The organism is Chitinophaga sp. YIM B06452, assembly GCF_039655965.1.
GTDB lineage: Bacteria > Bacteroidota > Bacteroidia > Chitinophagales > Chitinophagaceae > Chitinophaga.
The window spans coordinates 341,825-364,202 of sequence record NZ_JAWLKY010000002.1 but is presented as its reverse complement, the minus strand read 5'-3'; the positions used below and the strand labels follow the sequence as shown (position 1 = coordinate 364,202).

Genomic DNA, 22,378 nt, shown 5'->3' with positions numbered 1-22,378 from the left:
GTTGAAAATGACTATATGGAAGGCGGTCCTTTACAGGCCGCTTTCTTATTGAACATTCATTCAGGACTGGGGAGAGAAAGCCGGCAATATATATTTCACCAACAGGTCGAACGCCCGCTTCGCGCTCCTGGAGCCGTAGTTGCCCTGCGTGAAAACCACCACCAGGCCAAGCTCATTAATGATCATGATATACTGCCCGCCGTTCCCGGAGGCGAAAAGCACATCCACAGCCAGCCTGACGGTCTTGATCCTTTCCCTGTACCAGTAGTACCCGTAACGGGCCGCTTGTGTGGTAGACGCTGGTACCCCGCCGATCTCCGCAAATGAAAAGCCGCGGATGACAGTTGTTGCTGTCGTGGATTCCCGCAGCCAGGATGAAGAAACGATCTGCCTGCCCTGCCACGTCCCGTTTTGCCGCACCAGTTCTCCCAGCTTCAGCATATCAGCGGGAAGCATAAAAAACGACCCGGCGGTAGTGACGTGGCCGGTTGCATCCATTGTCCAGCGATATTTGCGGATACCCAGCGGGCGGAACAGGTATTGTTCAGCAAAGCGTTGTACCGGCATCCCGGCGGTTTGACTGATGATGCCGCCAACGATGACCGGGTTGCAGGATGTGTACGCCCACACCTTGCCCGGGGCGTTTTTCAGGGGGAGGTCCAGTGAAAACTTCAGCCAGTCATTCGTTTCGCTCATTTCATCCTCGCAGTCCTTCCCGTCGTTGAATTCCTCACAATCGAATCCCGATTTCATTTCAAGCAGGTCTTTGACCGTCATCGCTCCTTTGCGGGCATCAGGGTTTTTGAATGGCTGATACTTTGGAAAAAAGGAATAGACCTGCTGACGGATATCTTTGATGAAACCTTTATCCAGCGCAATGCCCGCCAGCAGGCTGGTAACAGACTTGAAAGCGGAGCGGGTATCGTGGAGGGAGTCTTTGTTCCAGCCGTTGAAATAACGTTCGTATACCTTTTTCCCTTCTTTTGCGATCACTATGCTGTGGATGTTGGCATAGACGTTCTGTTCCGCTGCGCGGGTCATACTGTCCAGCAGCGGCAGATTAGCCGGACGGGTTTTCTCCTGCGCGTTTGCCGCAAGTGTGTACAACACGGGTATGGATAATAAAAAGCGTTTCATGGCAGGGTATGTTTAAATAGACTTTTTCAAAGATAGAAAACCATCCGCTCCGGGCGGCCGGGTCAAAAAAACATGTAAATTGGTCAAAAAGCATCTGGCCGGGCTGCCTTACGCCACACTACATTTGGGCGTAGAGAAAATTAGTCATTAAAACATACAATTCCCGTAATGAAATTCGAACGGCTCATATTAGGTACGGCTGGTATTGGCGGCATATGGGGGGATGTTTCGCAGGAAGCCTCCGTTGAAACCGTATTGCTGGCGCTGGAGCGGGGCGTGAAAGCGATCGATACCGCGCCGGCATATGCGCGTGCAGAAGCGTTCCTCGGCGCTGCATTGAATCAATGGAAAGGGCCGGCGCCCGCGATCAGTTCCAAAGTAGGGCGGCTCCAGGGTTTTACCGCTTACGACGGGCGTTATGATTACAGCCGCGATGCCATGTTCAGGAGTGTAGCCGCCACCCTTGAGAATGTGGGTGTTACTTCTCTCGATATACTTTTCCTGCACGATCCGGCCCAGATCCCCGAAAATGCTTTCGGCGCCGCGGTGGAGGTATTGCAGGAACTGAAAGCCAAAGGGTATGCGCGTGCGCTGGGGCTGGGCGGCAACCCGCCGGCATGGGCCTGGCGGTGGTTGAATGGCGGCGCTTTTGATGTGCTGATGGAATACAACCGGCTCAACGCCTGCCATACGCCGGCGATGGAAACTTCACTGCCAGCCTGCGAAGTGGCCGGGCTGCGTTATTTTGCCGCCAGCCCGCTCTACATGGGCCTGCTGGGCAAATCGTTCGCCACTTTCTCCGGCGATCTTCCTGCATGGCTGACGGAAAATGATGTAGCGGCAGCACGGTGGCTGGGCCTGTTGGCGGAAGCGGAAGGCATGCCGCTTCATACATTGGCCCACCGTTTCCTGCTTTCCGTTCCTTTTTCATTTAATATCGTCATCGGCCCTTCCAACCCAAAAGAGCTGGAAAAGACCCTCGGTGATTTTGCCGCCGGGCCGCTGCCTCAAACCCTCTACCAGAAAATTTTGCATTACAGCAAGGATATCATTACAAGATGAAAGACATCAGCGACCAGTTATTCAATATTATCCGCGTCCGGATCAACGTGCTGGAACCGGTTCCCGTGGCCATGCCCTTCCAGGACGCTACCATGGGCCCGTTCCTGACCTTCGGCCTTGCCGTCATCACCCTGGAAGACGAAAACGGTTTCCTCGGGGAAGCGCCGGTATTCAGCAGCTATACCAACATCCTCGAATCCTGTTTCCTGCCCATCCTCCTGCATAGCAAAGATGTTCCGTATAACGAGATGTACAGCAAGCTGTACTGGTCCATCCGCAACGAAGGCTTCCGGGGCGCAGCGGCGGCCATGCTCGGGCAGATCGACTTCGCGCTGCATGATCTCGCAGCCCGCCGTGCCGGCCAGCCGCTGCACCGTTATCTCGGCGCCACCCGCGATCATGTGAAGATCTATGGCAGCGGCGGCGGCACGAATTATACCTATGCGCAGCTGGAAGCAGAGGCCGGTTTTTTCCTCGGACAGGGCGTGGATTGTTATAAGATGAAAATAGGGAAGGACTTCGGCGCCCGCCTGCACGAAGATGCGGAGCGGGTAAAATTTGTGCGCAGTCTCCTGGGGCCTGATGTGAAACTGGCGGTGGATGTGAACCAGGTCTGGAATGTAGAGCAAACCCTTCGTTTCCTGGACCTCACGGCGGCGCAAAACATTGCGTGGATAGAAGAGCCCGTGCATTCCGCCGCCATGGACCAGATCAGGACGCTTTGCGCCGCGTCGCCGGTGAAAGTTTCTTTCGGCGAGTCTGAGCGGACTTCCCGGATGTTTCCTACCTTGTTGCAAATGGGAGTGCTTCACCTGCAGCCGGTACCCACACAGATCAGCGGCATGCGGGAATGGGCGGAAGTGCGCGACCTGGCAAAAGCGGCCGGGGCGGACTTTTCCTCCGGCGGTTATTCGCTCTACACTGCGGGCCTTATGGCCACAGCCGGTGAAGATTGCCGCGTGGAATACCTGCATTCCATTATGCACGGGCTTGAAAGATATTTCAGTGTGAAGCCTCAATGGCGCAAAGGGGGATGGTCGCTGCCGGAAATTGAAGGCGCGCCGGTGCGCGTGGATTGGGATTACTGGCGCCGCGCCGGAAAGATCACGCGCAGCGTGCAGTGGGAACCATCGTCTGTAAAGGCTTACCTGCCGAACGTCATTTTATAAAACGAAAAACGCATTCCTTGGATATAACACTGGAAGGGGCCGATTACCTTGTACTCCTGCTGTACGTTGTGGCGTTGCTGGCCACAGGTTTTTACCTGAACAGGCGGAGCAAATCCGCCGGCCGCGATATTTTTCTCGGCGGCCGCTCCCTCAGCTGGTGGCAGATCGGTTTTTCGCTGTTCAGCGCCAACGCCGGGCCTTCCATGCTGGTGGGCTTCGCCAGCATCGGGTTCACCCAGGGCATGGTAGGCAGCAACTTCGAATGGCTGGCCTGGGGCTTCATCTTTTTGATGTCCATGTTTTTCCTGCCGCACTACATTTCGACAAAAGTATTTACCATGCCGCAATTCCTGCTCGCCAGGTTCGGCAAGCCATCGTATAATTTCCTCGTCATCTACAGCCTTATTTCCATCCTGGTGGTGTGGCTGGGCAGCGCGCTGTATGCAGGCGGGCTTATTATTTCGCAGATCTTCCGGATACCGCTTATGCAGGCAGTGTCTGTAGTGGCGCTCATCGCAACGAGCTTTACGGCCGTGGGCGGACTGAAAGCGGTGGTGCGCACGGGTATTTTTCAATCCGCCGTTATTATACTCTCTTCCATCATCCTTGTATACCTGGCGCTGGAAAAGATCGGCGGCCTGCAGGCATTGTCGGAAGCGGCGCCCGCTCATTACTGGCGGCTGTTCCGCCCGGCGTCGGACCCGGAATATTCCTGGGTGGCCATTGTACTGGGGTATCCTGTAGTGGGCATCTATTACTGGTGCACAGACCAGACGATCGTGCAGAAAGTGCTGGCGGGGAAAAACATGCAGGAAGGGCAGTATGGCGCGATCTTCATTTCCGTGCTCAAGATCATCATGCCGTTTATTTTCATCTTTCCCGGCATTATGTGTTACGTGTTGTACAAAGACGTTGCGCAGCCGGACAATGCGTACATCACGCTCGTAAGCCAGGTGATGCCGCACGGTTTCCTCGGTCTGTGTATCGCCGCGCTGATCGCGGCTTTGATCGACACTGTATCTTCCGGCCTCAACTCATTCAGCACGGTTTTCACACTCGATGTGCTGGCACGGTACCGGCCAATGGACGATTCCTCGAAAAGAACCACCGGGCAATGGGTGACGGTGCTGGCCGCGGTGCTGGCCATTGGCGTAGCATATTTATTTTCCCATTCGGGAAAAGGATTTTTTGAACTGAGCCAGGGCATGGTGTCTATCCTTGCGCCGCCGCTGTCCGTCGTGTTTGTAGGGGGCATTTCCTGGAAGCGGGTGAACAGTACGGCAGCGGAAGTAGTGCTTTACGGCGGCGGCCTGGCATGCCTGGCGGTAGGCGCCTGCCATGTGCTGAACTTTCCCTCGAAAACGTTCTGGCCGCATTTCCTGCTGCTGTCGTTCTACTTGTTCGTGGCCATGTCTGCCGTGCTGGTAGCGGTTACTTTGCTAACGAAGCCGCCGGCCGTTCACGCGCTGCCTTCCATCGCGGAATCGTGGCGCAGGGGCGGGAAGAGCCCGGCCAGGGTTTGGTTGCTATGGGGTTTGCTGGCCGCGGTGATGTGCGGAATTTATCTTTACTTCGGTTAAAATCATCAACATGCGTTTGTGTATGCTCCTGGCGTTGGCGCCTGTTTTGTTATTACTGTCCTGCAGCCGCGAACGGCTCATGGAAAAGGTATTCGTGGTACAGATCAAAGCCGGGGAAGACAAGCTGAAAGAATACCTGGAATATCACCGCGCAGTGTGGCCCGAAGTAGAGCAGGGCTTTGAAAAGGCCGGCTACAGGCAGATACGGCTCCTGCGCAGCCAGCATACCGTGGTGATGATCATTAAAGTGCCGGAAGGGGCAGACCTGGAGGCAATGGGAAAAGAAGCGGAGGCATACAACCCGCGCTGCGCGGAATGGAACCGGCTGATGAGCGGGTACCAGGAAGGCGTGCCGGGTACCGCGCCCGGGCAAACGTGGACGGTGGCGGAACCGTTTTATCTTTTCGGCCGCGAATGATGATGCCTAGCGGCTTTCAGGCATTTCGTACTGGCGCATGAAGTCGCGCGGCGAAAGACCCTTTACTTCCTTGAAATGTTTATTGAAATTGGACAGGTTGTTATACCCGCTCAGGTAACAGGCTTCTGTTACATTGTGTTTCTTTTCCAGCAGCAACTTGGCGGCATGGCCAATACGCACTTCCTTCACAAAATCGATCAGCGTCCGGTTGGTCCGCGCTTTGAAATACCGGCAGAACGCGGCGGGCGACATGTGCAGGATATCCGCCGCGGCTTTCAGCGAGATCTCGTCGCGGAAATTCCTGAAAATATAATCGAACACTTTGTTGATCTTTTGCGCTTCGCCGGAAGAGCTGACTGAATTGTAGTAAGGGGAAGCCAATACTTCCGAAGGCGCATTGGCCAGGAGGTCCAGCAGGCTGAGCATCAGCGCCACGCGCGCCATGCCGGTGGAGAACAGCATCTGCTGCATGATCATTTTCGCAGACTGGATCGTATAACCTGAAAAGGCCACGCCTTTCGCCGCTTTGCTGAACAATTCATTCAGCTGCCGCGCTTCCGGCTTCTCCAGCAGCTGCTGCCCCAGGAAGTCCGGGAAAAAATGAATAACGGTGGCCTGCGGCTGGATCATGGGGTCCAGCACGGTGTAATACTGCCAGCAATGCGGCAGGTAGCTGCCCAGCAATATCAGCTCTGTTCCCTCGAAATCCTCTATATGATCCCCTATAAATCTTTTGCCGCTGCAATTCTCCAGCAATGCGATCTCGAAATTGATGTGAGACCGGAACGCGGCGTATTTTTTTATTTCCAGTATCTCTGAACGGATGGTAAATGACTGGTCAGGCGGAAAAGTGAAATTCTCATATATGTATTGCATACGTAGCTTATCTCCTTGAAACGATCCTGGTTGTCCTGAAAAGCAATAAAAAGTCCTCAAATATAACGAATTCCTGGCTTAACGGCCGGTTCGGGAATGAATGCGCGGCGCGAAATGCCGGCCTGCAAAAAAAGCATAGCTATTAGTCAAATTTAGGGTGGTGGAGGGACGGGTATTGTAGGAATTTTATGCCATAGCCAAACACATGGGATGTCAATTCCGCCAGAGGAGCTGTTGGTCATTTTTCCACCTATACAATTCCAATTATGAATCAATCAAAATTTATGTGCTGGATGCTGGGCCTTATTTGCCTGGCATTGTATTCCACGCGTATGTATGCACAGGAAAGAATTATTTTAAAAGGCGCTGTTACCGACTCTACGGGCGCGCCGCTGCCGGGGGCTTCCATCAGCCAGGTTGGCGGAGAAAAAAGAAATGTCGCGGCAGACGGGGAGGGGAAGTTTGAGTTGAATGTATCTCCCGGCGCGCGTCTTAAAGTTTCCATGACGGGTTATGAATCGCAGACGGTTACGGTAACGGGCGCTTCCATCCGTATTGTGCTCCGGTATTCCGCCACTTCGCTGAAAGACGTAGTGGTAACAGGTTACGGCACGCAGCGGAAAGACCTGGTAACGGGATCGGTGGCTTCTATGAAAATGGACGAAGACCGGCGCAATTTCCCCACCACGTCTATGGCCAACCTGCTGGCCGGCCAGTTCCCGGGCGTATCCATTTCCACGCCTTCCGGCATCCCGGGCTCTTCGCCGGGCGTCCGCATCCGCACGGGCAGCACTTTCCCGGGAACTTCACAGAACCCGCTGTATGTGATAGATGGTATTATCAGTTCCGCGGATGATTTCAACAACCTGGCGCCTAACGACATCGATAACGTTTCCGTGCTGAAAGATGCAGCTGCTGCATCCGTGTACGGGGCCCGTGCCGCCGGCGGCGTCATATTGATCACCACCCGCAGGGGGGCGCTCGGCATCGCGCGCATCAGCTATTCTTTCAACACCGGCGTTTCCAAACGCGGAAAGAACGCGGAACGCACCAACGCGATCGAGACCGGGGAGATCTACAACCGCCTCAATCCCGGCTCCAGCAGCATGTGGTCGCAGTCGGATTTCGATTATTTCCGCAAGATCAATAACGGCTGGGGATATGACCAGCTGAATGAAGTATACAACGATCCCAACATCACCGCGCATAACCTCAGCGTGAGCGGCGGCAGCGAAAAGATCAAATATTTTATTTCCGGCGCGTATATCAAGGAAGACGCCGTAATGAAAAACCTCACCTTCAATCGTTATAACTTCCGCGCAAACCTGACGGCGGACATTACACCCCGCCTGCAGGCCTTTGCCGGCATCGGGTTGTACAATAATCTCACCTACGGACCGCCATCCACCGCGGTGGCCGGCAACCCGAACGACCTCTACCGCAAACAGCTGCTCTGGCAGCCGGAGCAACCGGTATGGACGGACGGCGGCAACCCCATCGATTACGGATGGATCGGCAACGTAGGCGCGGAAGCGCGCGGCGACGGGGGATACATCAAAAGGAACTTCCTCACGCCGAACATCAACCTGCGGCTGCAATACAAGGTGCCGGGCATCAGCGGCCTCACCGCTTCCGGCCAGTTCTCCAAGAATTACTCCTTTAACCGTTCCAAATATTTCGAAAAACAATATGACATGTGGGTGATGAAAACCACCGGCGTGCGCCAGATCAGCACAAACGACGGCGACCGCGTGGCCATCAAACGTTCCTCACAGATCGGCAAGAACTTCCTGCAGGAAGACTATAACTGGTTTACAAACTACCAGCTTAATTTCCAGCTGAACTACGATACCACCTTCAACAAAGTACACCACGTGCGCGGTTTGCTGGTATTCGAAAAAGCGCATTATGAGTTTGGCGGCATACAAACCGCGAGGGATAATTTCCCCGTGTACCTTACAGACCAGTGGTGGGCCACAAGCGGCGACCGCCTTGATTCTTACAACGGAGGCAGCACCGAACAGGCCAACGGCCGCCGGTCGTGGGTAGGGCAGCTGGGCTACGACTACGATGGCAAATACATCGTGGCCTTCAGCTACCGGTACGACGGGTCTATGCAGTTTGCGGAAGATAAACGCTGGGGCTTCTTTCCCTCTGCTTCCGCCGGCTGGGTCGTGTCTAAGGAAAACTTCTTCAACAGCGTGAAAGGCATCCAGTTCCTGAAGCTCCGCGGGTCTGTGGGCGTTACCGGCAACGACTTCGTGGGCGGATGGCAATGGCAGCAATCGTACCAGAACGGCAGCAATGCGTATTTTGGCAACGACGGGAAAACCAATGCAGGCATCACTTACGGCCCTATCGTAAACGAAGGCCTGACATGGGAAAAGACGCTCAGCTACAACGCAGCCGTGGACGTAAACTTCCTGGATCATTTTAATGCCACGCTGGAGCTTTACCAGGTGAAGACCTACGACATCCTCGGGCAGCGCATCGCCTCCGTGCCGCCTACTTTCAGCCGCACGCTGCCCAGCGCCAACTATGGCGAAATGAAGGCGAAAGGCGTGGAGTTCTCTATCGGCATGAACAGGAAGTCCGGCAACTTCAGTTACTACGTGAATGCCAACGCAGGCTATGGCGTAGCGAAATACATCACCCGCGACGAAAACGTGACCTATCCCTGGCAGCAAACGGTCGGCTTCAACGCCAGCAGGGTGGTTTCCCGCGTGGTTACCGGCATGCTGCGCACGCAGGCGGATGTAGATGCATTCCTTGCCAAAAATCCCGGTTACAAATATTACGGCATAACACCGCAGCCCGGGCATCTTACCTACGAAGACATCAGCGGCCCCGGCAACAAACCTGACGGTATCATAGACGACTGGGATAATAAAGTGCTTAAGCCCAACAACCACCCGGTGACCGTAGGTCTCAACCTGGGCGGCGAATGGAAAGGCATTGCATTGCAGGCTTCCTTCGGCGGCAATTTCAACCAGTGGCGGATGGTGAACAATCTCGTGGATGGCAACGTGGAATGGAACCGCATGTGGAAGAAATGGTATACAGACGCCTGGACACCCGAAACGCCCAACGGCATGCTGCCCCGCCGTTATTCCGCCAACGACGGCGCCAGGAGGGTGACCAACGACGCAAGCTCTTTCTGGATGAAGAACGCCAGCTTCCTGCGCCTCCGCTTCCTCAGCGCTTCCTACAGCCTGCCCGGCAGTTTGACAAGCAGGGTGGGTATCTCCGGGCTGAAATTCTATTTCAACGGGTCCAACCTTTTCGTCATCAGCAAATTCGGGAAAACGTACTACGACCCGGAAATGGCGGACGGGTTTACCTATCCCATCATGAAAGCATTCAACTTCGGCGCTATCCTTTCGCTGTAATCTCTTAAACGGTCCAAACATGAAATTGAATAAAGAACTCCTCATAATACTCCTTGCAGCAGCAGCGGCCATCGGCAGCCAGTCCTGCAAAAAGGGGCTCGACTACGAGAATAAGAACAACCTGAACCCGGAGACCGTCTGGAAGGACTCTTCGATGATCAAAGCCTTCCTCAGCGACATCTACGGGCGCATGATGCCGGGATGGCCTTTCAACGGCAACAGTTCAGACGAAGGCATCAGCAATGTGCGCAGCATGCCGGATTACAACCGTGGTATTATTTCCGTATCGTCTACCACTTCATCGCTGAATTATACGCAGATAGACCGGATCAACTTTTTCCTGGACCAGCTGGGGCAAACGCCTTCGGAGGTATTGTCCGGTCCTACCAACCAGCAATACCAGGGTGAAGCGAAGTTCTGGCGTGCATGGGCTTACTGGGGCATGGTGAACAGCCTGGGCGGCGTGCCGCTGATCCTGCACACGCAGCAAACGGATAATATAGACGCGCTGTTTGTGCCCAGGAATAAAACATCCGAATGCGTAGCCCAGATCATCCGTGACCTGGACAGTGCGATTATGCTGCTGCCGGGCGTATATCCCAATGCAGGGATGGATTACGGCCGCATCACACGCGTGGCTGCCATGGCCTTTAAAGGAAGGGTGCTGCTGAGTTATGCCAGCCCGCTGTTCAACCCGAACAACGATGCCAACAGGTGGCAGGCGGCATATGACGCCAACAAAGCAGCGGTGGATTTCGCGGTGGCGCAGGGTCATGCGCTGCATCCGGCCTTTAATAAGATCTGGGTGCAGGAGCGGAATAAAGAGATCATCATGGTGAACCAGTTCCAGTATCCCAATCATTCCAATAACTTCAACGGCATCCGGCCGGAACCGCTCACCAAAGACGCTTCGAACAACAACCAGCCGATCCTTTCACTGCTGCTGGCCTTTCCAAAGAGAGACGGTTCGCCAATGCAGTTCGATAAGAACCAGCTTGCAGACCCGGCATATAATGCACAGTTCCTCACCGATTTCTACACCAACCGCGACGACCGCTTCTATGCGACCGTTTTCTGCGGAGGCACGCCTTACCCCACGCCCGATGAAGTAGCGCCCATTTACGTGAAGGGCAACAGCTTCTGGAATGTATGGCGGTACAATGCAAACGAGAATACGTACGTGAATATCATGAACGTCATCCATCCGGCTATGCCGGGCAATCCCAGCATTACCGGCTTCTTCCAGCGGAAAGGTCTTGATACGACCGTGACTGCGGGCCTGGGCGGACAGGCGCAGACCGATTGGCCGGAGATCCGCTTCGCGGAAGTGCTGATGAACTATGGCGAGTGCGCCAACGAAACCAACCGTGCTGCTGAAGCATTACAGGTTTTGAAAGATATCCGCAAACGCGCCGGCATCCAGCCCGGGGCAGGAGATAACTATGGTATTACGGCAGCGTCAAAAAGTGAGATACGGGAAGCGTACATACAGGAAAGATATGCGGAGTTCGCGTATGAGAACAAACGTTTTGGCGATCTCCGCCGCTGGAAACGTTATGATGTGCTCAATAACCAGGTGACACGGCATGGCCTTTACATCACGCTGAAAGACGGGCAGATGGTCGTTCCCGCGGATAATATCATGACGCCTGCCGTAAGGGCAAAGTTCACCGCGAGTTTCATCGACAACCTCGACGGCGATGCGAATTTCAAATTTAATCTCGACCTGAATCACTGGTTCTATGCCCTGCCTGAAAACCAGATATCCCAATCCAAAGGTGTGTTGCAGCAGAACAAAGAGTGGGGCGGCCCGTTCGATCCGTTGCAATAGCTATTTAAAAATGTACAGAGAAGAACAGGGATGAGTGATCAAAGAAGTTTTTAATTTCTTGTGTGTATACGGCGGCCAGTCAGCAAGCTGGGCTGCCGGAGATCCTGCGCCCGCTGCAAGGCGGGTTGCAGGTTTCTTTGAAACGGGTGGCAAAGGTGATGTGACATGCTGCATTCATTGACCGAAAGTAAACGTACCTTCCGGTAGTGAAATTACAGTGAAGATCATGGCAGATGGTAAAGTGATCCCACGATTTTCAAACAGATCATAACTGACAACAGCATAAAAAAATGATTTACAGAAAAGGAATTGTGACAGCGGTTTTCCTGGCGGCCGCAACATGGACCGTAAATGTTTTCGCACAGCAACCGCCGGCGGTTCACTACAACATGGGCCGGGCCGGCGCAGTTACTTATGCGACGGCCCCGGATACGCTCTGGCCGCTGGCCGGCAGCCGCCTGCCGCTAAAAAGAAACGGGCAGCCTTTGTTTTTCGCGGATGCCCCGGCGGAAAAAAAACTGGCCAGCGAAGGCGCTGTGCTGTTTAAAGACAATGCGGGGTATGTATCGCAGGGCACGGTAGCGGCCGGGGGGAAGGATTTTTTACTGGAGGTCTGGCTGCAGGCCAATGCCCGCCAGGGCGCAGGGGACCGTCTTCCCGGGAAAACTTCCGTGCTGTATTACGGCGGCCAGGGCAAAGGTTATGAGATATGCCGGGAAAACGAAAACTGGACGCTTTATGTTAACGGGATAGCCATGAATTCGCCCATCGGGAAAGTTATGCCCGGGGAATGGGTGCACATTGCGCTGGTAGATGCCGGTGGAAAAGCCACCGTTTACCTGGACGGGAAGAAAAGCGCCACAGGATCCGCCGCCGGGGGATATGCCGCGGATTCCCTTTTCCTCGGCGCGGTAAGCCGTACGCCTGCTTTCAGCGGGCTGATATACGAAGCCCGCCTGACACAGTTGCCAAATGGCCGCTTCAATGCATCCAAAGACCTGCACTACAACCAGCAAACCATAACCCGCAATAAACAGCTCGCAGAAAGCAGGCAAAAAGCGCTCATCACGGCTATCGCGGAAAATAATAAGATCAGGCAAACGGACGACCTGCGTGAGAACCCGGTAAAGGAAGACTGGCTCGTTCATAAAATTGACCGCTGCTCCGAATTATCCTTCCGCCAATCGCCCGACGGGCTTACCGGCAAGCTGCAGCTCACCAATGGCCTCATCAGCCGGGAGTTTTACATCGGCGACAACCTTGCCGGCGTCAGCTTCAGGAATCTTGCCAACGGCGCGCAATACCTCCGCGCCGTAAAACCCGAAGCCAGGATCAAACTTGATAGCACCTGGTACGACATCGGCGGGCTCTCCGGCCAGCCGGAAAAATCATACCTGCTGGAATCGTGGCTGAAAGATATGGTCACCGATCCTTCCGCGTTCCAGTTCGCCGGGATTGAAGTTACCCAGCCGCAGGCCCGGTATCCCTGGCAGCGGAAGTACAATGCCGTACATGCAGACTGGCCGCCGAAAGGCTTGCAGGTCATCATGCATTACCAGGCGCCTCCCGGCAAAGAGGAATGGAAAAAAACGCTGAAGGTGTCCGTCCATTACGAGATCTACGACGGCATTCCCGTGCTCGCCAAATGGATCACGATCCACAACGGAACGGGCAAACCTTTGCTGGTAGCGGAAACAGAATGCGAAGTGCTGGCCGTATGCCAGGACCAGGAAAAACGCCTGCACGCGGAGAGCGACTATTCCTTCGCCCTGGCCAATGCAGACAGTCATGGCAGCGCGCTGATGCACTACAAGGGCGAACCGCCGGCTTATCATGTAGGCGGCTCCACTACTTCATGGCAGGTAGATAAAGACTACCATACCTGGGCCTCACACAACCAGGCCGAAGATAAATTCCTGGACTTCCCCCATCATTCGCTGCTCGTAAGCCGGCTGCCCATGGGCCCTTCCGAATTACTGGCGCCGCAATCCGCTTTTACATCATTCACTACCTTCGAACTGCTGCACGACAGCGACGACCGCGAACGGCAAAGTCTTGCCCATAGAAGGTTTTACCGCACGCTGGCTCCCCAGGTCACGGAGTCGCTGCTCACCGGCGGTATCACCTCGCACGACCGCACAGAGTTGAAGAATTTCATTACCCAAATGGGCGAGCTGGGTTTCGAAAGGCTGGATATCATGGCCTGGCCGGGCATTTCGCACGATAAGCTGGACACTGATTACGTGGCTTTATGGAAGGAGATCGCAGACTTTGCCAAAGAGAAAGGCATCGTGATGGGCGGGTATGAACTACAGGTAGCATCGAGGGGAAGAGGGCGGGAGGTGGACTGCGTGGATCCCGAGACCGGCAAGCCCGGCAGTCTTTTCGGGCAAAGCGTTTGCATCGCCAGCAAATGGAAGGACACCTATTATCCCGCCATGTGGCAATTCTTCGACCGCACCGGCCTCATGACCTTCAATATGGACGGTCCTTACCATGGAGACGTATGCGCATCTGCTACGCATGCCCATCACCGCGGGCTGGAAGATTCGCAATGGAAACAATGGCAGACACAGGTGGAAGTGTTGCGCGAGTTGCAACGCCGCAATATGTATATCCCGATCCCGGACTGGTATTTCCTGAACGGGCAATCCTCCACCGGCATGGGCTACCGCGAAGCCAGCGCCAATCTTACGCCCCAGCAGCAATTACTCCTGGGCCGGCAGTATATCTACGACGGCACCTGGCATAAGGCGCCCACCATGGGCTGGATGAGCCTGCAGCTCGTAGGGTTCTACACCAATGATCCGCGCGTGGGACTTGAGCCGCTTTCCCGGAACATCGGCAGGTACGAAACAGGGCTCTTCCAGCACCTGGCCAGCGGCTGCCAGTTTACAGTGAGGGGAAAAAGATTGTACGACACGCCGGAAACAAAAGCCATGGTAACGAAATGGGTAAACTGGTTCAAACAATACCGCGACATCCTGACTTCGGACATCATCCACCTCGGCCGTCCTGACGGCAGGGATATCGATCTCATGCTGCATGTAAATTCAGCGATCGCAAACAAAGGCATGTTGATCGCGTTTAATCCCACAGACCAGGAGATCACAAAAACGGTACGGGTGCCATTGTATTACACCGGCATAAAAGGCGCCGCGAAAATAACCGGGGCTGACGGGCAGCAGGTAAATAAAACGCTGGATAAAGATGCGGGCATAGACATGCAATTGACGATCCCGGCGGGAGGATTTGGTTGGTACCTGGTGCAGCAGGCGGAGTAGGCGGTTTACGTGGATTTTCATCGATGGTCCATGAGGTTTGTACCAGCGGGGTATCAGCATAAACAAGCGGACAATCTTTTAATTTTACTAATTTTATCCCTCGGCTCATACCCGCCCCCGAAAACCATGTTGCTGAAACCGCTTCTCATTACCCCGATCCTCTTGTGCCTTGCTGTTATTCTCCCCGCGCAGCAGCCTGGATTGTATTTTGAAAAGATCAGCACGCAAAACGGCCTTTCACATAATAAAGTGAACTGCTTTTTGCAGGACCAGCGCGGGTTTATGTGGATCGGTACGGAAGACGGGCTGAACCGGTACGACGGGCAGGCCTTCACCGTTTACCGCCACGAGCCCGGCAATCATTCCTCGCTTTCCGGCAACATCGTCACCGATATCCTGGAAGATGATGCGCAGGTGCTGTGGATCGCCACGGCAGACGGCGGGCTTACAAGATATGATTACCGCCTTCCGCCGGAGCGGCAGTTCAAACAATACAAACACTCGCGCAGCGACTCCGCGTCGATTCCTGTGAACATGATAAATACCCTGCTGCATGACCGCCAGGGTTACCTCTGGCTGGGCACCGGCGGCAAAGGCGTATGGCGCTTCAATAAAAAAACGGAACGCTTCGAACAGCCTGTTTCCAAAGGCACACAAGGCATCCTGGACCTTTGTATGGACCACAGCGGCGTGATCTGGGTAGGCAGGCAGGGCGGGGGACTGCTGAAGATCAATTCCCGGAACCTGCATTATGAAGCAGATGCCCGGTATGCCAAACTCTATGCGCAATTGCCTCATGCAACGGTCACCGCCCTCTTTGCAGACAGCCGGAACAATATGTGGTTCGGCTCCTGGGACAAAGTGCTGTACCGCTACAATCCCCAAACGGGCAAAGAAGAAGTGTTCCGGCAGGCGGGGCTGGAAGACAGTTTTTTAAATGGTTTCGTGAACGATGAGATCATGTGCTTCGCAGAAGACAGCAACGGCCGGCTATGGATGGGCGGCAGCCGGAACGGGTTGCAGGTATACGATCCAAAGCATAACGTCTTCCGCAATTACCGTTCAGACGCGGCATTGGAAGGAACGGTGGCAGATGATAAGATCAACAGCATCTATGCGGACAGGCAGGGCATTATCTGGATCGCGACGGACAAAGGCTTGAGCGTCCATCATCCCGAACAAAAGCAGTTTGAGCAGGTGTTCCTGCCTCAAAACCCGGGAGAAGACCTGAAAGTATATGATTTCTACCGCCACGGGAACGAGCTGTGGATCGGCACGAATAACGGCATTTACAGCTGGCAGGCCGGTTCCTTCCGGCACATTCCTTTACGCTACCAGGGCCATCCGCTGAGCATCACGAAATTCTTCCGGGACGCAGACAGCACGCTTTACCTTGGTACCGATTATTCATTATTCCGCTTCAACGTTTCCAACCACGGGCTTTCGCTGCTGCCCAATACGGAAAAGGATTCGGTGATGAACAGGATCATCGAGTCGCGGGTGGTGAGCATTGCCCGCGATACGATAGAAGGCCGCCCGGTATTGCTGGTGCTGCCTTACGGGCATTTCCTCGCGTACTACGACCTGGCGGGGCAACGATGGGTGTCCCGCGTGGATACGGCACGGAAAATATTGCAGCGCTTCAACCTCAAAGACAATCTCATCAGGAAGATATTCAAAGCCCGCAACGGCGCCATCTGGCTGGCCACGGCAAAATCAGGCCTGGGAAGCTGGGTAAAGCAACCGTCGCCCCGTGTCATATACTTCAGCAGCGATCCTGCGGATTCCGGCAGCATCCACAGCGATCATGTGTACGATATCGCGGAAGATGCAAAGGGTAACCTCTGGGTGAGCACCTATGGCGGCGGCCTGCATAACTTCATCCTGCGGACGGAAAAATTCTCTCACATTCCCGGCAGCAGGAACCTGCTGGAAGGCTTGAGTACAGACAGTTCCGGCAACGTATGGATGATCAGCAGCGGCAACCTTTACCGCTACGATCCTTTAGACGGATCATACGTTTCGTTCCGCCTGCCCGATCTTAAAAAGACAGGCGGCGTCAGCGGCAATATTTACCAGGACGGGGACGGGAAAATGTACGTGGCCGGCGCAGGTTATTTCATCGCCTTCAATCCCGCCGCCATCCGCAGCGAGAGCAAAGCGCCCGATGTATTTTTTACCGACTTCAAGGTGTTCAACAATTCCTTCAGTCACCTGCTCATGCAGGAGAAGATCACGCTCAGGCACGACCAGAATTATTTCCGCATAGAGTTCGCCGCGCCGGATTTTTCCTCCCCTGATACCCGGTACGCTTACCGGCTGGAAGGCCTGGACAGGCGCTGGATAGACAATGGCAGCCAGCATTTCGCGCAGTTTTCCAACCTGGAAGGAGGGGAGTACATCTTCCAGGTAAAAGCCACAGGCGGGCCTGGAGCGAAAGAAGGGAAAACCGCCTGGGTGCGCATCGTGATCATCCCGCCCTTCTGGCAGCAGTGGTGGTTCTATGTACTCGTTGCCCTGGCACTTGCCGGCGCGGCGTATGGCATTTACCGCTACCGGGTGAATGAGCTGCTGAAACGCCAGGCGATCCGCAACAAAATTGCGCAGGACCTGCACGACAATGTAGGCTCTACCCTCAGCAGCATCGCGGTGTACAGCGAGGTGGCCCAGATACACAACCAGCGGCAGAACCAGGACGAACTGAGCGGGGCCATTGCCCGCATCAGCGATACCGCGGAGGAAATGATCTCCGAAATGAACGACATCGTTTGGGCCATCAATCCCGGCAACGACAGCATGACCACCATCCTGCAGCGCATGGAATCGTTTGCCCGCCCGCTGCTGGCCGCCAAAAATATACGCTTTCATTTTGAAACGGCGCCGGAAGTGATGCAGGTGAACCTGGAAATGACCCGCCGCAAGAATTGCTATCTTATTTTCAAGGAAGCGGTGAATAATGCCCTGAAGTACGCGGATTGTGTAAATTTGTGGGTGAAGATCGGTCTTCACCACCGCCAGCTGGAATTAACCGTGCAGGACGATGGCAAAGGTTTTGACCGGGCCATGGCGGGCGCCTCGCAGTCTTTATCCGGCAATGGCCTGCGCAATATGGAAATGAGGGCGGCGGAAATGAAAGGTACACTTGTTATCCAAAGCCGGCCCGGGCAGGGAACGCTCATCCGCCTCACGTTCCCCGTTTCGTGAGGAATCCCCGCTTTTGGGGATTGCGCATGTCCGCAAATAGGAAGAACTTCAGCCAACAGCCATACCATGAGCATACGCATCGCAATATTCGACGACAACAAAAGCATCCGTGAGAGCATTACCATGCTGCTGAAGACCGTGCCGGAGATGGAAGTGGCGGGTTCTTTTTCGCACGTGCTGGACTGCGTGGCTGACGTGCGCAGCTGCCGGCCCGACATTATCCTGATGGACATTGAAATGCCGGGCATGACGGGCATTGAGGCGCTCAAGCTGATCAAAGCGGAGTTCCCGGAAGTGCAGGTGCTGATGCAAACTGTATTTGAAGACGACGACCGCGTGTTCGACTCCATCTGCGCCGGCGCATCTGGTTATATTTTGAAGAACCAGCTCAACACCCGGCTGATCGATGCTGTCAGGGAGTTGCAGTACGGCGGTTCACCTATGTCGCCCTCCATTGCGAGGAAAGTGCTGGCAAAGCTGCAGCAGATCCCCCAGCATGTACAATCCACTCCCGCCCCGGATTACCGCCTTTCACCCCGCGAAAAAGAAGTGCTGGCCTGCATCGTGGAAGGCCTGAGTTATAAAATGATCGCGGACCGGCTGTCTATCAGCTACGAAACCGTCCGCAGCCACGTGAAAAAGATCTATGAAAAACTGCACGTGGCATCCCTCACCGAAGCCGTGGCAAAGGCCATCAATCAGAACATCATTTAATTCCGCGCCGGTTAGTACTAAAATACTATTCCCCGCCGCCCGCGTCCCTGTTAGTTTTGTTGCTTAAACCAACAGGAATCATGAAACAATTAACCCCTTTAAAACTCTGCCTGCTCATCCTTTATTTTACAGCAGGCCAACCCGCAGCACAGGCGCAATACCAATACCCCCATACTAAAGTGCAACCCGTAACCGATAATTATTTCGGCGTAAAGGTAACCGACCCTTACCGCTGGATGGAAAATATGGACAATGCGGAAACACAGCAATGGTTCAAAGCGCAGGGCGAGCTTACCAGCCAGTGGCTGGACAGCATAGAAGGCCGCGCCGCGCTCCGTGAAGAGATACTTCAGTTTTACAACATGGCCCGGCCATCGAGGCTGGGCACGGACCTGGAGATATATGAACGGAACAACCGCTTCTTTTACCGGAAAGAAAAACCAGGACAGTCCGTTGCCGTGATCTGCTACCGCGAAGGACGGAATGGTCCCGAGAAAATACTGGTGGACCCTGTTGCTTTTTCCATCGGCAAAAGCATCGAGGCCGCCTTTTTCCTGCCTTCCAACGACGGCAAAAAGCTGGCATTTGGATTATCAGAGAACGGGAAAGAGCTGGCTGCTATCCGCATCATCGACGTAGAAAAAGGCACGCTTTTCCCTGAGATCATATATCCCTCGTGGTTCGGTATTTCCGCCTGGACGGGCGACAACAACGGTTTCCTCTACACCCGCAACAACAGCGATAACGTGAACGACACCAATATGCTGCTGGACACGAAAGTGATGTATCACCGCCTGGGCACCGCCGAAACAGCGGACAAGGAAATATTTTCCCGCGCTGCATACCCTGAATGGGATATACAATCCCGGGATATACTTTCGGTAAGTATTTCAGACGACAACCGCTATCTCATTGCTTATGCGGCCACCGTGCTGGATGAGTTCAAATCTTTTATCGCGCCGGTTGCCGCTTTGCAGCAGCCGCATATTACCTGGAAGCCGGTTACTTCAACGGAAGATGAAGTGAAAGGCATTTACCTGAGAGGGGATGACCTGTTCCTGCTGTCTCACCGCGGGGCGGGAAACTTCAGGGTATTGCGTACCTCAGCCGCCGATCCTGATGTGAAGAATGCGGGCGAGGTGATCCCTGAACAAAAGCAATTGCTCGAAAAGGCCAGGCAGTCGAAAGATTTTCTTTATCTCACCTATTCTGATGGCGTGAATCATTTCCTGAAGCGGTATCATTTCGCTACAGGCAAAGTTTCTGACATCCCGCTTCCCTTAAAAGGCACGATCAATGCCACGGTGACGGACCCTGCCGGGAATGGCTGCGTCGTGGAGATAACCTCCTGGAACATGCCCCCGGTGAAATTTGATGTGGACGCAAACCCGCAGGTGCAGAAAAGCGTTTTCGAAATGAACGCCCCCGTGCCCGGCAGTGCAGACATGGTGGTGGAAGAAATAGAAGTGCGCGCCCACGACGGCGAGATGATCCCGCTGTCCATATTTTACCATAAAAAACTGGTGAAGAACGGTACTGCGGCTTGTTTCGTGAGCGGGTACGGGAGCTACGGCATGACCATTTCCCCTTTCTTCCATCCCGCCTTTTTTGCCATGATGGGTAAAGGCGCTGTGGTGGCCATTGCGCACGTGCGCGGCGGCGGGGAAAAAGGTAATGCCTGGCGCATGGGAGGCTTTAAATCCACCAAGCCCAACACCTGGAAAGACCTGATCGCCTGCGCGGAATACCTCGTCGAAAAGCGCTACACTTCCGCCAAACGTATCGTGGCCCATGGCGGCAGCGCGGGAGGCATCACCGTAGGCCGCGCAGTGACCGAACGGCCGGACCTCTTTGCCGCCGCCATCAACGAAGTGGGGCTGAACAATATGCTCCGGCTGGAACAAGCCCCCAACGGGCCTGGCAACGCTACGGAATTTGGTACGGTAAAAGATAGCATTGAATGCATGGGATTGCTGGAGATGGACAGTTACCATCATGTGAAACCAGGCGTGGCTTACCCGGCAGTGCTCTCCACCGTGGGCATGAACGACCCCCGCGTGAGCGCCTGGCTTACCGGCAAGTTTGCCGCGGCCTTGCAACGGGCTTCTGTTTCAGGTAAGCCGGTCATGCTTTCGGTAAACTACGAAGCCGGCCATATTTCACGGGACAAGAGCGTGGCAGCCGCCCGCTATGCGGACATTATTTCGTTTGCCCTCTGGCAATGCGGCCACCCGGACTTCAGGCTCAAGAAAGAAAAGGAAAAGATCACACCGCGGGAGGCAGCTTCCACTCGCTGATATGCCGCGCGCCGGGAGACGGGATGTTTTCCGGCGCGTTTATTTTATTCAGGAGTTCAATGGCATTATTCACCTGGAACTTCTGGAACAGCTTCTGCCGCATGTTCCGCACGGTATGGTGGCTGATGCTGAGGGAATGGGCGATCTCTTTGGTGGAAAGGCCCTGCTTCATCAGCGGCAGCAGCTCGGTTTCCCGGGGAGACAGCTGGCTGACGGCCTGGGCAGAGGCATCGTACTCGATAATTTTTTTATTGCCATACCCGTCTTTATACGCCGCCATTTTTACGCCGGAGAACGGGGTTTCTTCGCTGATGTCGCGCCACAGCATAAAATGCAGGTTCAGGCCATTGCGCAGGGGGATCATGGCTTTCTCGTCGTGCAGGTGCATGTACCGGCCGGAAGGGTGCTGTATGCGGTAATTGAATATAAAACGCAGCTTGTGGCGTTCCCCGGGTTCTTCTTCCTCGAACAGCCTGGCGATCAGCTGCAGGCTTTGGGAGTAACCTTCCAGGTCAGCGGGGTGAATGCGGTTAAAATATTCCGCCCCGTCCAGCATGCTGGTGAGATGCCCGGGATCGAAGCCCAGCAGCTCGGTGGCATTATCGCTTACATAGAAGAAGCCTTTATGCATCAGCCGGCAGGTGCAGATCACCCAGCGCGGGAATATCTTCTGGAGATTCATGAACGTATGCATGATCTCTTCGTGCACATCATCCGGGTGTACGTGCCCGGGAGCCGTATGCGCGATAATACTGTTCGTTTTTCGCGCCAGCGTGAGTAAGGAGGATTGCATGGGGTATTCGTTTATTCAGGCCAAAGACCATTCCCGCAAATATATTTACCGCCTTCTTTTCCCGCAATCCCCGAATCCGGGGATGCCCCGGTAGTATAAATGTACCATTGCCCACGGCCCGCACGGCAGGTAATTTTGTACCCGAAGTTTGTAGGACACTTCATTTGTTATGCCCCAAAAATTACTGCTGTTATGAAAGCATGGTTATTTTCTTTTTTGATCCCCGGCGTGGCGGTATGGGCCGCCAGCTGCACGGCAGAGCAGGCTTCCCCGCCGGAAGCGCCCTGCGACGCGGCGGAAACGGTAACATACCGCGTGCAGGTGGCCAGGATCTTTTACAATAACTGCATAACCTGCCATAACAACGCCAGCCGCCTGGGCAGCATTTCGCTGGAAGGATATGAAAATGCAAAACAAGTGGTAAGGGAAGGAAGGCTGCTGGGCGCTGTCCGCCATGCGCCCGGCTTTTCTCCCATGCCGCAGGGCAACGGCCCCAGGCTGAGCGAATGCGATATACAGGCGATAGAACAATGGCTCAACAACGGAACTCCATACTAAAACAGGCTTTTAGACCAAGTTGATGAACAGGCCCTTTCATTCCTGGAAGGGTAATCCTTTGTCAAA

General features: G+C 54.6%; 14 protein-coding genes. 11 read left to right on the top strand and 3 right to left on the bottom strand.

From position 1 onward, the window contains the following. Positions 1-60: 60 nt before the first annotated feature. Positions 61-1,137: a serine hydrolase gene (locus R3I13_RS11105; protein WP_346318021.1), complete on the bottom strand. Its 1,077-nt coding sequence runs from the start codon at positions 1,135-1,137 to the stop codon at positions 61-63. 168 nt (positions 1,138-1,305) lie between these two features. On the opposite strand from R3I13_RS11105, the gene R3I13_RS11100 reads away from it, so the two are divergent. Genes R3I13_RS11100 through R3I13_RS11085 form a run of 4 tightly spaced genes read left to right on the top strand, consistent with a single transcriptional unit; the run spans position 1,306 to position 5,366 of the window. After that, the gene (locus tag R3I13_RS11100) at positions 1,306-2,199 is read left to right on the top strand and encodes an aldo/keto reductase (protein WP_346318020.1); all 894 of its coding nucleotides are present in this window, start codon (positions 1,306-1,308) and stop codon (positions 2,197-2,199) included. After that, the gene (locus tag R3I13_RS11095) at positions 2,196-3,368 is read left to right on the top strand and encodes an enolase C-terminal domain-like protein (RefSeq protein ID WP_346318019.1); all 1,173 of its coding nucleotides are present in this window, start codon (positions 2,196-2,198) and stop codon (positions 3,366-3,368) included. The genes R3I13_RS11100 and R3I13_RS11095 overlap by 4 nt, the downstream gene beginning before the upstream one ends. A gap of 17 nt (positions 3,369-3,385) precedes the next feature. After that, positions 3,386-4,948 (top strand): sodium/solute symporter, encoded by a 1,563-nt coding sequence (locus R3I13_RS11090; RefSeq protein WP_346318018.1) that lies wholly within the window; start codon positions 3,386-3,388, stop codon positions 4,946-4,948. Between the two features lie 10 nt (positions 4,949-4,958). Next, positions 4,959-5,366 (top strand): L-rhamnose mutarotase, encoded by a 408-nt coding sequence (locus R3I13_RS11085; protein WP_346318017.1) that lies wholly within the window; start codon positions 4,959-4,961, stop codon positions 5,364-5,366. Between the two features lie 6 nt (positions 5,367-5,372). On the opposite strand, the gene R3I13_RS11080 is transcribed toward R3I13_RS11085, so the two are convergent. After that, the gene (locus R3I13_RS11080; RefSeq protein WP_346318016.1) at positions 5,373-6,242 is read right to left on the bottom strand and encodes an AraC family transcriptional regulator; all 870 of its coding nucleotides are present in this window, start codon (positions 6,240-6,242) and stop codon (positions 5,373-5,375) included. A 266-nt stretch (positions 6,243-6,508) separates the two neighbouring features. Between R3I13_RS11080 and R3I13_RS11075 the strand changes: the two genes are divergently transcribed. The 6 genes from R3I13_RS11075 (at position 6,509) to R3I13_RS11050 (ending at position 20,961) form a co-directional block, all read left to right on the top strand. Beyond that, positions 6,509-9,631, top strand: a complete 3,123-nt coding sequence (locus R3I13_RS11075) for a SusC/RagA family TonB-linked outer membrane protein (RefSeq protein WP_346318015.1) — start codon at positions 6,509-6,511, stop codon at positions 9,629-9,631. A gap of 19 nt (positions 9,632-9,650) precedes the next feature. Continuing rightward, positions 9,651-11,462, top strand: a complete 1,812-nt coding sequence (locus R3I13_RS11070) for a RagB/SusD family nutrient uptake outer membrane protein (protein ID WP_346318014.1) — start codon at positions 9,651-9,653, stop codon at positions 11,460-11,462. Positions 11,463-11,752: 290 nt separating this feature from the next. Further along, on the top strand, positions 11,753-14,746 hold the full coding sequence (locus R3I13_RS11065) for a LamG-like jellyroll fold domain-containing protein (RefSeq protein WP_346318013.1): 2,994 nt from the start codon (positions 11,753-11,755) through the stop codon (positions 14,744-14,746). Between the two features lie 126 nt (positions 14,747-14,872). Continuing rightward, a complete protein-coding gene (locus R3I13_RS11060) occupies positions 14,873-17,950 on the top strand; it encodes a two-component regulator propeller domain-containing protein (RefSeq protein WP_346318012.1) in 3,078 nt (1,025 codons plus the stop codon). A gap of 66 nt (positions 17,951-18,016) precedes the next feature. Further along, positions 18,017-18,664: a response regulator transcription factor gene (locus R3I13_RS11055; protein WP_346318011.1), complete on the top strand. Its 648-nt coding sequence runs from the start codon at positions 18,017-18,019 to the stop codon at positions 18,662-18,664. 80 nt (positions 18,665-18,744) lie between these two features. Next, the gene (locus R3I13_RS11050) at positions 18,745-20,961 is read left to right on the top strand and encodes a prolyl oligopeptidase family serine peptidase (RefSeq protein WP_346318010.1); all 2,217 of its coding nucleotides are present in this window, start codon (positions 18,745-18,747) and stop codon (positions 20,959-20,961) included. Here R3I13_RS11050 and R3I13_RS11045 read toward each other — a convergent pair. Further along, the gene (locus R3I13_RS11045) at positions 20,930-21,754 is read right to left on the bottom strand and encodes a LuxR C-terminal-related transcriptional regulator (protein ID WP_346318009.1); all 825 of its coding nucleotides are present in this window, start codon (positions 21,752-21,754) and stop codon (positions 20,930-20,932) included. The genes R3I13_RS11050 and R3I13_RS11045 overlap by 32 nt on opposite strands. Positions 21,755-21,946: 192 nt before the next feature. Here R3I13_RS11045 and R3I13_RS11040 point away from each other — a divergent pair, with 192 nt between their 5' ends. Continuing rightward, entirely contained in the window at positions 21,947-22,312 is a 366-nt protein-coding gene (locus R3I13_RS11040) for a hypothetical protein (RefSeq protein ID WP_346318008.1), read from the top strand. Positions 22,313-22,378 lie beyond the last annotated feature (66 nt).

Bases quoted from the DNA above. Each gene is read 5' to 3' on its own strand.
- R3I13_RS11105 (WP_346318021.1), bottom strand. From the start codon at position 1,137: ATGAAACGCTTTTTATTATCCATACCCGTGTTGTACACACTTGCGGCA.
- R3I13_RS11100 (WP_346318020.1), top strand. From the start codon at position 1,306: ATGAAATTCGAACGGCTCATATTAGGTACGGCTGGTATTGGCGGCATA.
- R3I13_RS11095 (WP_346318019.1), top strand. From the start codon at position 2,196: ATGAAAGACATCAGCGACCAGTTATTCAATATTATCCGCGTCCGGATC.
- R3I13_RS11085 (WP_346318017.1), top strand. From the start codon at position 4,959: ATGCGTTTGTGTATGCTCCTGGCGTTGGCGCCTGTTTTGTTATTACTG.
- R3I13_RS11080 (WP_346318016.1), bottom strand. From the start codon at position 6,242: ATGCAATACATATATGAGAATTTCACTTTTCCGCCTGACCAGTCATTT.
- R3I13_RS11075 (WP_346318015.1), top strand. From the start codon at position 6,509: ATGAATCAATCAAAATTTATGTGCTGGATGCTGGGCCTTATTTGCCTG.
- R3I13_RS11070 (WP_346318014.1), top strand. From the start codon at position 9,651: ATGAAATTGAATAAAGAACTCCTCATAATACTCCTTGCAGCAGCAGCG.
- R3I13_RS11065 (WP_346318013.1), top strand. From the start codon at position 11,753: ATGATTTACAGAAAAGGAATTGTGACAGCGGTTTTCCTGGCGGCCGCA.
- R3I13_RS11060 (WP_346318012.1), top strand. From the start codon at position 14,873: ATGTTGCTGAAACCGCTTCTCATTACCCCGATCCTCTTGTGCCTTGCT.
- R3I13_RS11055 (WP_346318011.1), top strand. From the start codon at position 18,017: ATGAGCATACGCATCGCAATATTCGACGACAACAAAAGCATCCGTGAG.
- R3I13_RS11050 (WP_346318010.1), top strand. From the start codon at position 18,745: ATGAAACAATTAACCCCTTTAAAACTCTGCCTGCTCATCCTTTATTTT.
- R3I13_RS11045 (WP_346318009.1), bottom strand. From the start codon at position 21,754: ATGCAATCCTCCTTACTCACGCTGGCGCGAAAAACGAACAGTATTATC.
- R3I13_RS11040 (WP_346318008.1), top strand. From the start codon at position 21,947: ATGAAAGCATGGTTATTTTCTTTTTTGATCCCCGGCGTGGCGGTATGG.